The 12,176-nt window shown below is 44.0% G+C and carries 16 protein-coding genes and 1 other annotated feature; of the genes, 9 read left to right on the plus strand and 7 right to left on the minus strand.

The features are described 5' to 3' along the window. Positions 1 to 802 precede the first annotated feature (802 nt). From EV210_RS14730 to EV210_RS14740, 3 genes are all read right to left on the minus strand, one after another. Positions 803 to 1,540, minus strand: coding sequence for a polysaccharide deacetylase family protein (locus tag EV210_RS14730; RefSeq protein WP_165898927.1), 738 nt, complete (start codon positions 1,538 to 1,540; stop codon positions 803 to 805). Between the two features lie 142 nt (positions 1,541 to 1,682). Next, a complete protein-coding gene (locus EV210_RS14735) occupies positions 1,683 to 1,880 on the minus strand; it encodes a hypothetical protein (RefSeq protein ID WP_132082064.1) in 198 nt (65 codons plus the stop codon). Positions 1,881 to 1,973: 93 nt separating this feature from the next. Next, on the minus strand, positions 1,974 to 2,429 hold the full coding sequence (locus tag EV210_RS14740) for a CBO0543 family protein (protein ID WP_132082066.1): 456 nt from the start codon (positions 2,427 to 2,429) through the stop codon (positions 1,974 to 1,976). A gap of 156 nt (positions 2,430 to 2,585) precedes the next feature. Here EV210_RS14740 and EV210_RS14745 point away from each other — a divergent pair, with 156 nt between their 5' ends. After that, positions 2,586 to 3,128, plus strand: coding sequence for a hypothetical protein (locus EV210_RS14745; protein WP_132082068.1), 543 nt, complete (start codon positions 2,586 to 2,588; stop codon positions 3,126 to 3,128). Between the two features lie 38 nt (positions 3,129 to 3,166). Then, positions 3,167 to 3,706: a guanylate kinase gene (locus tag EV210_RS14750; protein WP_132082070.1), complete on the plus strand. Its 540-nt coding sequence runs from the start codon at positions 3,167 to 3,169 to the stop codon at positions 3,704 to 3,706. 47 nt (positions 3,707 to 3,753) lie between these two features. Here the strand turns inward: EV210_RS14750 and EV210_RS14755 are convergent, their stop codons facing one another. Beyond that, positions 3,754 to 4,923 (minus strand): aminotransferase class I/II-fold pyridoxal phosphate-dependent enzyme, encoded by a 1,170-nt coding sequence (locus EV210_RS14755; RefSeq protein WP_132082072.1) that lies wholly within the window; start codon positions 4,921 to 4,923, stop codon positions 3,754 to 3,756. Then, entirely contained in the window at positions 4,920 to 5,399 is a 480-nt protein-coding gene (locus tag EV210_RS14760) for an Lrp/AsnC family transcriptional regulator (protein ID WP_132082074.1), read from the minus strand. The genes EV210_RS14755 and EV210_RS14760 overlap by 4 nt, the downstream gene beginning before the upstream one ends. 54 nt (positions 5,400 to 5,453) lie before the next feature. Beyond that, positions 5,454 to 5,655 (minus strand) — a binding site (T-box leader). A gap of 145 nt (positions 5,656 to 5,800) precedes the next feature. On the opposite strand from EV210_RS14760, the gene EV210_RS14765 reads away from it, so the two are divergent. From EV210_RS14765 to EV210_RS22705, 3 genes are all read left to right on the plus strand, one after another. Beyond that, entirely contained in the window at positions 5,801 to 5,992 is a 192-nt protein-coding gene (locus tag EV210_RS14765) for a hypothetical protein (RefSeq protein WP_132082076.1), read from the plus strand. Positions 5,993 to 6,067: 75 nt separating this feature from the next. Continuing rightward, complete coding sequence (msrA, locus tag EV210_RS14770) at positions 6,068 to 6,565, plus strand: peptide-methionine (S)-S-oxide reductase MsrA (RefSeq protein ID WP_132082078.1); 498 nt, start codon at positions 6,068 to 6,070, stop codon at positions 6,563 to 6,565. A gap of 332 nt (positions 6,566 to 6,897) precedes the next feature. Next, positions 6,898 to 7,050 carry a hypothetical protein gene (locus EV210_RS22705; RefSeq protein WP_165898928.1) on the plus strand — a complete coding sequence of 51 codons (153 nt, stop codon included), beginning with the start codon at positions 6,898 to 6,900 and terminating at the stop codon, positions 7,048 to 7,050. 63 nt (positions 7,051 to 7,113) lie between these two features. On the opposite strand, the gene EV210_RS14775 is transcribed toward EV210_RS22705, so the two are convergent. Beyond that, positions 7,114 to 7,386, minus strand: a complete 273-nt coding sequence (locus EV210_RS14775; protein ID WP_132082080.1) for a hypothetical protein — start codon at positions 7,384 to 7,386, stop codon at positions 7,114 to 7,116. 180 nt (positions 7,387 to 7,566) lie between these two features. Beyond that, positions 7,567 to 8,001 (minus strand): hypothetical protein, encoded by a 435-nt coding sequence (locus EV210_RS14780; RefSeq protein WP_132082082.1) that lies wholly within the window; start codon positions 7,999 to 8,001, stop codon positions 7,567 to 7,569. A 219-nt stretch (positions 8,002 to 8,220) separates the two neighbouring features. Between EV210_RS14780 and EV210_RS14785 the strand changes: the two genes are divergently transcribed. The 4 genes from EV210_RS14785 to EV210_RS14800 are packed head-to-tail and all read left to right on the plus strand — an operon-like array spanning position 8,221 to position 12,163. Further along, positions 8,221 to 8,829 (plus strand): DNA-3-methyladenine glycosylase I, encoded by a 609-nt coding sequence (locus EV210_RS14785; RefSeq protein WP_132082084.1) that lies wholly within the window; start codon positions 8,221 to 8,223, stop codon positions 8,827 to 8,829. A gap of 53 nt (positions 8,830 to 8,882) precedes the next feature. After that, positions 8,883 to 9,974, plus strand: coding sequence for a glycosyltransferase family protein (locus tag EV210_RS14790; RefSeq protein ID WP_132082086.1), 1,092 nt, complete (start codon positions 8,883 to 8,885; stop codon positions 9,972 to 9,974). 28 nt (positions 9,975 to 10,002) lie between these two features. Next, the gene (locus EV210_RS14795) at positions 10,003 to 11,379 is read left to right on the plus strand and encodes an RsmB/NOP family class I SAM-dependent RNA methyltransferase (protein WP_243650566.1); all 1,377 of its coding nucleotides are present in this window, start codon (positions 10,003 to 10,005) and stop codon (positions 11,377 to 11,379) included. Positions 11,380 to 11,392: 13 nt separating this feature from the next. Then, entirely contained in the window at positions 11,393 to 12,163 is a 771-nt protein-coding gene (locus EV210_RS14800; protein WP_132082088.1) for a pseudouridine synthase, read from the plus strand. Positions 12,164 to 12,176 lie beyond the last annotated feature (13 nt).

Consider the following 12,176-nt stretch of genomic DNA (forward strand, 5'->3'; position numbering starts at 1 on the left):
GGGAGTCGCTGATTAGCAAAAAGCACTTACGAATGTGAGTGCTTTTTTGTTTTGTGTAAAATGGCGAGTCAGAATGATGCGTAAAGGCCCGGCAGGGGGAGTGCCATTGCAACGCTTCGACGCTGTCGCTTAACCTACGCTTATGCAACGGCATTCCCCCCGCTTTGTAGTCCATGCACTTATAAGGATACTAACGCCAATAAGCAAATTATTGATGCGAGGCCGGATTAACGGCCGGAACTGCCGAAAGTCTTGGCTGAAACCTTTTGCTTGTACGCCTGGAAAAGATGGGTAAAAATACTTATTAAAAAATAGGGACTATGGACTAGGAGGCTTGCAGGAAAAATGTCGTTTTTACTAGAAATAGGCAAGGAGAAATCGCATTGGAGTTGAGCTGCTTTTGGGTATAATCATTTTAGTTGGTTTAGTTTTTGGTATTTTATTAGCGGTCACGATTACTGTAACCTTATTAAATCAACAAAAACGGTTTATACAAGAAGTTACGAATATTCGATTCCAGACTAAGCCGCCCTATAAATAAATATGTAAAGCGTCCCGAGGGGGACGCTTTTTTATGCAAGCCAAGTTTTTTCTAATGCCACTAGACTAATATCCATAATCCGCCAATCGCAAGAAGAATTAAGATGATCAGCCAAAAGTTGGACAGTAAAAAAAACAGGATAACCGCAATAACTGCCCATGAAACCATATCGATTCCTCCCTTGCCCTTTATTACATAATATGTAGAAGAGTGATTTGTGTATACAGTAGGAGGAAAAAATTTGATTATATGGGAAAAAGGCTAGAAGCGGTTCAATAAATCCTTGAAAGAGGTAATCGAGGGATAGCTTTCGTTTTTGTATTGCAGCAGTTCACTGACAGTGACGAATTCATAACCGTCTTTACGAAGTGCATCAATAATCGTCCCGATAGCCTGGGGAGTAGGCAGGGGATATTGGCCATCATGCAGTAAAACGATACTGCCTGGTTTGGCTTCTTTTAAGACAAAATTAATGACTTTTTCCGTGGATGGGCGCTGCCAGTCATGAGGATCTATGGACCACAATACGACTTTATAGCCTTTTTGTTCTGCTATCTCGATAACTTTCCTGTTGAGCATGCCTCCAGGCGGACGAAATAAAGCAGGCTGGGGTGCTTGTGCGAGAATGATTTTTTCCGTCTTGTTAAGCTCTTCTTCAATATTTTTCTGGGAAAGTGCCGGTAATGATGCGTGGCTGTAAGCATGGGAGCCAATTTCATGTCCATCACGGACTTCTTGGGCTAGTAGAGCGGGAGATTGCTCGGCATTGACTCCCAGAACAAAAAAAGTCACTTTTACCTGCTTTTGTCTTAGCACCTCTAAAATTTCCGGGGTTGTCTTATAATGCGGGCCATCATCAATGGTTAATGCAATTACTTTACGGGGAACTTGCGCCTGATAGATGACCCGGTTTGTTTCCAGTTGACTCTGAGCAAGCTCACCAACCACCGCTGTAGCAACAATGAAGCAAGAACACAATAGAAAATGAATTTTTTTCACCTTTAGCACCTCGATTGTTTGCCTTATCAATCCTAATAAAGTATATTCGGCAGATATCGGCAATAGGCTTTTTTCCTTGCTTTTTCTACAAAACGAAACCCCGCTGCATGTCAGCGGGGTTTCGTTTTGTAGAAAATCCAATTTATTTCGTTCCTAGTAAGCGCTGTAAAGCTGTGATGAATTCATAGGGATCGACGGACATGGCAGCTCCATTTGTTTGTTGATCTGCATAACGATTGTACATTTCAAGAATCATTTTTTCATTTTTTAAATAAATATCTAATACTGAGTTAGTTTTATTGTTTTCAAGACTAACTTTTAGGACTATTTTCTCATTCATACTAAACTCCTAATGAAAGCTCTTTTGTTATTATCATATGTTAAGTTTCCTATAGGAGGTGAAGAGAAATCAGAAATATTCTCTGGTTTTGTGCTAAGGTCTCCAGCCATCTTTATAAAACCAGATGTGAAAGCGATACCAGATAAACCAGCTAATCATCCAGAGAATAAAGGAATGATAAATTGCATAACCGCTGTGATAACTGATCATATCCGTATATTCTACTGCAAAGTACTCAAAGACAGATAAGAGAATGGACCACAGGAGAGCCCAGTTTATTCTGGACATCGGGGAGTAGCGAACCCAAAACATTGCTAGTACGGGAACGGTAATTACATTAGCCGCAAAAGAAACATCCTGGACATGCGGCATTACGCGGATGGGAAATTCCCACCAGTGAAAATAAGTGGCAACATAACACCAAATATTTGCGTATAAGCTTGCGAATAAAGCTACCGGTAGATAGCGTTTCATTCCTTTATGGCCGATAATTAAAGCAATGATCGCTATAACAAGAGACAAATATTGAATGATAAGCTCGATAGACACTGTAGTACTCCTTGTGTGAAGAGGATGAAAGAATAACTGGCTGTAAGCCAGTTATAAGGAGAGGGAAATGTATACAAGGTAATGATTCCCTGTATTGTTCTGTTTTATAACCAAGTATGGAATTAATTAAGTAATCCCCAATAGGAGGTAGTGCAGTTGCTTGAGGAAGATGATGAGTTAACACGCTTGAATCCTAGATTAATCACTTCCGTAAATGATCCCGTATACACGATTCCGTATTTAACGGCGCAGGCGAGAAATGGGTTAGTGCATATCAGCTCAATGAGTCTAACACTTCCCGATAATGGCAATATTATTTGCGAGATTAAAAATAACAGCTCCAATAAAATGACTTCTGTAGAAGGCCTGGTGGTGAGCAGCTCGGTCAATATTGGCTATTCAATTATCCGCAATGGCATAGTAAATGGCTCACTTATGCCGCAAACAGTGTATAATGTAAATAATAAGCACATTCCTTCCACGACGACACTGGTTGCAGCAGCTGCCGATACTATGGTAAGTATAAGTGAAGGGGATGTTCTTTTGCGTCAGCTGTCGTTGGCAAATCATTTTAATCCGATTAGTATTGTGCCGCTGATTATTAATCCGAGAAGCTCGCTGTACTTTTGGGCGGCAGGTGAATCGGGGTTAAGTGTCACGATTAATGTTATTTTTACGGAGTACCCAGGCAACTTATAAGCGTAGAATCGAAAGTACAACTAAGCAGAGGTGTAGTTATGATCAATATTATTGCCTTTTTAGGTCCCAGCGGCGCAGGAAAAAGCACCTTGCAGGATTTTATGGATATTCCGCCGGTTGTTACATGGACATCGCGTTCCCCTCGTGTAGGTGAGGTAGATGGTGTGGATTATCATTTTACAACGCAAGAAACGATTATGAGGATGTTTGAAGAGGGCTTATTACTTGAATTTACTCAGTATAATGGAAACCTGTATGCAACAGCTGCAGCATCATTTGAGCAGGTTATCCGTTCAGGAGCGCTCGCTTCTGTTATTGTGGACAGCAATGGAGCAAGTGAATTACGTAAAAAATATGGGGAGCGCGTTTTAGTTTTGGGAGTATATGCGCCGGTGGAAGAATGTATTTCCCGCCTCCAAAAAAGAAGGGACCCCAATGCTTTAGAAAGAGTTTTCACTTATCAGGAAGAAGTTCAGGCTATGCAGAAGCTGGCGGATCTTATAGTCAACAACGCAAAGGATAACTGGGAGCGCAGTAAACGGCTGGTCCAATTATTTAAAAAGCAGCTGTTCATGTAAAAAGAGTCAAATAATCTGCTAACGAAGGCGATTATTTGACTCTTTTTTTATTTTAGTTTTGTTTGTATAAACCGCTCAATCCGGACGAGTGCTTCCGACAAGTTCTCAACAGAAGCTGCATACGAGCAGCGAACGAACCCTTCCCCGCTGGCGCCAAATGCATCGCCGGGGACTAGGGCGACTTTTTCTGCCTTTAACAGTTCTTCGGCAAATTGCATGGAAGTAAGGCCTGTTTTCTTAATGGAAGGGAAGATATAAAAGGCACCTTTCGGTTCGAAACAAGGCAGGCCCATATGACGAAACCCATCAAGCATCAGCCGACGGCGATGATTATATTCATCGACCATCTTCTGCATATTGACCTTTCCTCTTTTCAGAGCTTCCACGGCGGCAACTTGAGCGGTGATCGGCGCACAGAGCATGGTATACTGGTGAATTTTCATCATAGCACCAATAAAATCCGGATTCGATAGAGCGTAGCCTATGCGCCAGCCAGTCATTGCATAGGCTTTGGAAAAGCCGTTTAAGACAATGGTTCGGTCGCGCATACCAGGCAGGCTGGAAAAACATGTATGACTGTTTTCATAAGTTAGGTCGGCATAGATCTCATCTGAGATCACAATGAGATCATGCTTTAGAGCAAAGGCGGCAATGGCGGATAAATCGTCTTTAGTCATAATGGCCCCGGTTGGATTATTCGGGTAGCCAATAAGCAGGATTTTTGTGCGGTCTGTTATGGCTTTCTCCAACTGGTCAACGGTAACACGAAACTCATCTTCCATGAAAGTAGGAACAGGAACAGGGACACCACTGGCCAGTGAGACACAGGCTTTGTAGGAGACGTAAGAGGGTTCAGGAATTAAAACTTCATCGCCTGGGCTTAAGAGGGCTCGCATTGCCAGATCAACGGCTTCACTTACGCCGACCGTTATCAGTACTTCGGAGCGCGGGTTATACTGAACGTCGTATTCTGCAGCAAATTTGAGGGAAATTTCTTCTCTTAGCTCTAGCAGCCCATAATTGGAGGTATAGGAAGTGTAACCACGCTGCAGTCCATAGATGCAGCTCTCCCGGATATGCCAGGGAGTGATAAAATCCGGTTCGCCTACACCTAGTGAGATTACCCCTTTCATTTCAGCTGCAATGTCAAAAAAGCGACGAATACCGGAGGGGGGGATAGCGTTTACGGTTGGTGAAATTCGACTCGACCAGTTCATGGTGTGATTACCAGCCTGTGATCAGCTTCTTCGTCTTCGATAATTACGCCCGCTTCTTTGTATTTCTTCAGCATGAAATGAGTAGTAGTGCTGATAACCCCGTCGATTGTCGCCAGTTTATCTGACACAAATTGGGCTACTTCTTTTAGCGTTTGTCCCTGGATGATTACCAAAAGATCATATGCGCCCGACATCAGTGAGACACTGTGTACTTCAGGAAAGCGGTAAATACGCTCGGCAATGAAGTCAAAGCCGCTTTCGCGCTGGGGGGTAATTTTTACATCAATAACGGCTGTAACATTATCAAGGCCTGCTTTTTCCCAGTTGATGATTGCAGGGCGTTTAATAATGATCTTTTCATCCTCGAGCCGTTTAATGGTTTGCGCTAATTCCTCTTCCGGAGTATCCAGCATAATTGCCAGTTTATTTAAGGGCAGGGCTGGTTCCTTATCCAACAGTTCCAGTAGTTCTTTCATATCGTAATGCTCCCTTCTAAATTAAAGCTTAAAAATAAAAAATTCCCGTCCTATAAGAAGGACGGGAACTGACCCGCGGTACCACCTAAATTAGCCAATTGGCTCACTTGACACCGTTAACGCCGGCTACGTAAGGCTTAAAAAATTTCGCCTCCAGCTCCAGGGTGGCTTTCCGTATTGTTCTTTTGCCGTTTTCCACTAGCCGCGGCTCTCTGTAAAAAGAAGAAATACGTACTTTTCCTATCATCACTATAGTAGTTATATGTTATTTAGGAATAGCATAGCAAAAAAAGATCGCAGATGCAAGGGCAGATTTCTGAATCAGTAATAAATTGGCAGGGAGAGCGATTTCCTAGCGCGAATTATAGCAGAAGAAATAGTTTTTATGGGGGGGAATGGAGTTGAGCGACTACGAGGATAAGGTATTACCGGTTGCGCCGGTTGTGGGGAAAAAAGTTATAAAAGTGAATTCCTTTGCTATTGAGCCGAAGCAAAATCAACCCTTTACCCGCAAAAAAACAGCCAACAACGAAAGAAATGAGCAAGAGACTGTCTGTATTATTACTCCGGAAAAAGTTGACTGCCAAATATAGCCGCTGGTTACTTTTTTGCGGATAGGCGGCAGTGAAAAGAGTGTATACTAAAGCAAAGAAGGCGGTGATGTTGCAGTGAAGAAAATATGGCTGGCAGGCGGCTGCTTTTGGGGTGTTGAAGGGTACTTTCAACAATTGCAGGGAGTGGTTGATACCACGGTAGGATATGGCCAGGGACAAACCGTGAATCCAAGTTATCAGCAAGTGTGCAGCGGGCAAACGGGACATACGGAAGTATGTGAAGTTGTTTATGATCAAACAAAAATAACACTGAGTAAAATACTCGAACACTTTTTCCGGATTATTGATCCCACCAGTCTTAATCGTCAGGGGCCTGATCGCGGAACCCAATATCGCAGCGGCATTTATTATACAGAAGAACAGGATGAAGCTGTGATCAAGGATGCGCTTCAGCGTGTTCAGGAGAGCTACAAGCAACCGGTTGTTGTTGAGGTTGAACCATTGCAGACCTTTTATGCAGCAGAAGAGTACCACCAGGATTATCTCAAAAAAAATCCACATGGTTACTGCCATGTCGATCTAGCGCTTGCAGCGCCAAATGAAAGAAAATAAGAGCAGAGCACTCATTGCGGTGAGTGCTCTGCTCTTATTTTCTGCAGAATGTTATGAAAAATTAAAATAAAGGGAAAAATAGCATATACTAAAGAGAGGTGAAGAGAGTGACCTGCATTATGGGATTAAAATGCCAATGCGTCTATAATCAACTGGGAAAGTGCGCCGGCGAGCCAAAGCCCGAAAACGTTCCCTGTCTGGGCTTAGTGTGCTTTAATATTACCAATAAATAAAATGCCGGTATATCCCTCCTGTATGGCTGTTAACTAGCAAGTAAAAACGGTGGAACCATTAGCTAGTTAACAGAATATAATAACATAGGAGGGGATAAAATGGATGAAAAACTGAAAGAAAAATTAGACGAAGTGGGATCGAAAATAGACGATAAGGTTGAAGAAAAAGCAATAGAATATGATATTCCCAAATGGGCTGTCTGGCTGGGCGGCGCAATAGCCGTTAGCGTGATTATTAAGATCCTATTCTAGGGCAGCTGATCTATGACAACGACCTCCGCTTAGCGGAGGTCGTTGTCATGTTGAGGGTTATATTCAAACAGACTGTTTATTCAGCTGAGTAAGCAGGTAGTTGCCTAACCATAAAAACTCGATGAGCAGCAATTCGTAGTCATTGTTTAAAAAGGCCGAAACAGGAAGCCAGATAAAAACTGCAACCGGTATGGACAGCCAGAGCATTCCGGCTATTATCCATAAAATATTACCGGTAGCCAGACAGCGCAAGGCGGCTCTACCTGGTAAGATTGCTAAATAATACAAGGCAAAAGCGCCAATGATATGCAAAGTAGCACGCAGTGTTAAAAGCATATGTATCACCTGCAATTCAATCTGTTATTACACAATTCGACCCCAAAGGACAATTTCCTACATAGACTTGACGTTAATTTTTCCCAAAAAAGGTTTTAGTTCTCTAATGGCAGAATAGTAAAGGAAATTTTGGCAAAAAAAGTACGCTGGTGTATAATTACACCAGCGTACTTAGCAAGATTAGTCTCTGTTAAACTCGGGTTGGACAGTTTCAGGGGAGAAGACTCGGATTACTTCCGTTTTGCCGTTATTCAACAACTGCAGGCTCCAGGCTCCCAATTTTTCATTTTTGGTATTAACAACAAAAACCTGCAGGTTAACCAGAGTGCCTTTTTCAACAGGAATAGATAGCTTACCTGATTCCTTTCCTTTTAGGACAATGGTTTCGCGCTGGGTTTTCGAGGAATTTCCCGCCGACCATTCCAGTTTAATTTCAGAAGCTGTGGTGGGCATATTCTCTTTGGCGTAATACGTACATGCCCAAAAGGTGGAAGGATCATCAACAACAACCTCTACGGGCAGATTACCCGGTGCGGCAGCTGCCATATGTACTGGAGCCGCAACAAGGAGAAGAACAAAGCATAGGCTTAATAGTGCTTGTTTGAATTGATTCACAACCGTTTACCTCCGCATCGTTTTTCTTTATTTTACCATAGTTATGGCAAGCTTTGTAGGGCGTGATAGAGGCTGGTTGATAAAAAAATAACTGGCTGTTAAGCCAGTTCATAGGAGAGGAGAAGATTTGGTACCAGTGCTAGTATGCCCTGGTTGACTATCATTTAGACATTGCAAGAAGTTAAGTCGGTAAATTATGATGATAGGTGTGATGAAATAATGGATGATAACGGGAAAGAGGTAATTATAGCACCAGTTCGCTGCCAATGGTGTGGCGAGGATCCCCTGTATATTGCCTACCACGACCAGGAATGGGGCGTGCCAGAGTATCGTGATCACAGACTTTTTGAATTTTTAATCCTGGAAGGAGCGCAAGCCGGCTTAAGCTGGATTACTATTTTACGTAAAAGAGAAAGTTATCGCAATGCTTTTGATGATTTTTCGTGGGAGAAGATTGCGTCTTATGATGAACGGAAAATGGCAGAGCTGCTGGACAATCCGGGAATCGTACGAAATCGGTTAAAAATTAGAGCTGTTGTCGATAATGCTAAAGCTTTTGCTCAGGTTATTGACCGTCATGGCAGTTTTGCCGAATATATCTGGAAGTTCGTAGACGGGGCTCCGCTGAATAACCAGTGGAACAATATTGGCGAGGTGCCGGCACAAACGAAGGAATCGGAAAAGATGAGCAAAGAATTGAAGAAACTGGGGTTCCGTTTTGTTGGGCCAACGATCTGCTATGCGTACATGCAGGCTGTAGGTATGGTAAACGATCATACAACCGATTGCTTCCGACACCAGCAGATTGCAGCTGAACAAGTACGCTAGACTTAGCAGCATATAGTACAATAGCAGGCGGTTAGCTGAAGACAGGAGAAAATATGCAGCATATTGTTTATTACATTTCTAGTCATGGTTTTGGACATTTAACCCGATCATTGGCGATAATTGAATTGCTGCTGCAGGAGCAAAAAGATCTCACTATTTGTATAAAATGCAGTGCAGAACATGCTGCTTTTGCCGAACGTTACCTGCAGGAACGCAAGCTAAGTGCCGAAATTCAATTATTTGCATCCAATTTTGAAATTGTTGTTGACCCTGTTAAGGTACAAGTTAATTTTCCGGCTACCATTCATAACCTTCGAAAGTGGATTAAAGAACTGCCAGAACGGGCAGTGCAGGAATGCGAGCAAATCAGCAGGCAAACAACAGTAATCATATCCGATATTGTACCAGAGGCTTTTTTAGCTGCTGAACAACTGGGGATCCCTGCTATCGGCATTAGCAATTTTACCTGGTACGAAATTTGTAAGGACTATGTAGAGGAAGACGAACTCCTTATCTTACGGGAGCTCTATCAAAAGGCAGCTGCCTTTTTGGAATATCCCTTATCAACGGGGGATAACATGCCTGTTGCCAACAGGACTGCAGTAGGCCTGATCAGCCGTCCTATTGAAACCGATAAAGTGGATGAAATTCGCAGAAGATATAAAAAGAGCGGCAGACCGCTGCTATTATTCAGCATCGGCGGGGCACTGGAACTGGAATACAAGGCCTTGCCAGCGGGCATTGACTGGCTCCACACCCGTGGTGTTAGTCTGCCTCCTGCGCAAAATATATTTTCGATACCCGATGATGAACCGGACATCCAGAATTATGTTGCTGCCTGTGACGCTGTAGTGACCAAATTCGGCTGGTCCACCTTGGCGGAGGCCCTCATTGCCGAAAAACCGGTATTTTTACTGAAAGCCAATGGCGGCTGGGCGGAAGAAAATATGATTATGCCGGAAATTGAGGCGCTTGCTTGTATTTGCAGTATTGCTCCGGCAGAGTTATATGCTTTTTCGCCGGAAGTTTTAGAGCAGCAGCTGGAAGAAATGAGGCGAAGCTATAAGCGGCTCGGAACCAGGTATCAATATTCAGCCGGTGAAATATTGAAGCAACTTACCACTTTTTTTCCTGCTGGTTACTAGGTAAGTGAAACTGAAGTAGAGGAATGTGATGCAGCTGAAACTGCCAAAAGACTTAACCGATAAGTTAGAGCAACAATTAGGAGCGGAATTTCCCGCCTTCCTTGCGGCTTATGAACAAGAAAAAGTTGCTGGACTCAGGGCTAATGGTCTCAAAGTTCAGCCAGAATTACTAAAAAATTTACTGCCCTATTTACAGGAAGCTGTTGAGTGGTGCAGAGACGGTTTCTATTATGCGGATAGTGAGGTAAGGCCGGCAAAACATCCGTATTATTATGCCGGATTGTATTATATTCAGGAACCGAGCGCGATGCTGCCTGCACAGCTGCTTGCTGCTTCTCCGGGACAGCGTGTTTTGGATCTTTGTGCGGCACCCGGCGGCAAATCTGTTCAAATAGCCGGGCAGCTGGCGCGCAATGGACTGTTGGTTACGAACGATATTCATCCACAACGTGCAAAGGCATTATTGAAAAATATGGAGCGTTATGGAGTTGTGAATGTTGTTGTAACCAACGAGACGCCAGACCGTCTGGCAAAGGTGTTTGCCGGTTACTTTGACAAAATTCTGGTTGATGCTCCCTGCTCAGGCGAAGGCATGTTTCGCAAAGAACCAGCAATGGCTAATGACTGGTCGGTGCAGGAAGTGGCGAAATATGCTCGCTGGCAGCAGGAAATTTTAAGCTATGTTCCTGATATGCTGCGCGCCGGAGGGGAAATAGTCTATTCGACCTGTACGTTTTCGCCCGAAGAAAATGAAATTCAGGTACAGAATTTTGTGAACAGCCATCCAGAGTTCCATATTCAGGAGATGCGGCGCCTGTGGCCTCATCAAAATAAAGGGGAAGGGCATTTTGCGGCCAGAATAAAGGAACAAAATACACCGTCGGTGAATACGAAAAACGATGCAAATGTATACCAGGCTTGTGACATCAGCAATTTAAAGGCTGCAGTCCGGGAAGCATTGCAAGATTTTTCCCGGCAGGTATGGAAACAGGAGCAGGCCTGGCTGAAATGGCTTCCGCCAGGCGGGCTTATAATAGAACGAAATGGCCATATTTTATGGGAAGATAAAACGCTGCCGTCGCTTAAAGGCTTGAAAGTGCTGCGCTCAGGCTGGCTGCTTGGCGTGTGGGAAAAAGGGCGCTTTCGTCCCAGTCAGGCCTTTGCAATGGGGCTGCCTCAGGAAGCGGCACTATCAGCACAGCGCTGCAACTTCTCGGCAGGCAATGAACAGGGCCGCTATGGAGCAATCCGTTATTTGCGAGGCGAGACGATTCAAATTGACAATCAGGAGTGGCCTTCCGGCTGGCATCTCGTTACAATTGACGGGTTTGTGCTTGGCTGGGGCAAAGGAGCAGGCCATAGTTTGAAAAATGATTATCCACCCGGCTGGCGCTGGGAAGATTAGTTGAGGTGTATGAATGGCAGAAAAAGATAGATATCGTTTGGATAAGATACTAGCGAATTCCGGTATTGGTTCACGGCGGGAAATTAAAGCAATTGTTAAGGCTAAGCGAGTGCTGGTTAATGGGGTTGTGGCCAAAGATGCGGATATGCAAGTGCGGCTTTCAACGGATACGATTGAAGTAGACGGCAGTCCTGTACTATTTAGGGAATATATTTATCTGCTCATGAATAAGCCGCAAGGCGTTTTGTCGGCCACCGAGGACAATCATGGAGAGGTAGTCGTTGATTTATTACGGCCGGAACACCAGATTTTTAAACCCTTTCCGGTTGGCCGTCTGGATAAGGATACCGAAGGGCTGCTGCTGCTGACTAATGACGGGAAACTGGCTCATGAATTGCTTGCTCCCAAAAAGCATGTGGCAAAGACGTATTATGCGCAAATTTCCGGAGAAGTAACAGCAGAGGATGGACGGGCTTTTGCGCAAGGGGTAGTATTAGATGATGGTTATAAAACGCTGCCCGGAGAACTCCACATTATCCGCTCCGGTGCTCAGTCCGAAATTAAACTGACTATTTATGAGGGGAAATTCCATCAAGTAAAGCGAATGTTCGCAGCGGTTGGCAAAAAGGTTACGTATTTAAAGCGCTTAACCATGGGTACATTGCAGCTGGATGACGCTCTGGCTCCTGGTGAATATCGGGAGCTGACTGTAGCGGAATTGGCAATGCTGGCAGGAAAAGAAGCACCGGAAGCGAATAACTGCGGTAAGACGGTAATGCGATAACAGGGAGCGAGAA

It is taken from the genome of Anaerospora hongkongensis (genome assembly GCF_004339805.1).
In the GTDB taxonomy this organism is placed as follows: Bacteria; Bacillota; Negativicutes; order Sporomusales; family DSM-15969; genus Anaerospora; species Anaerospora hongkongensis.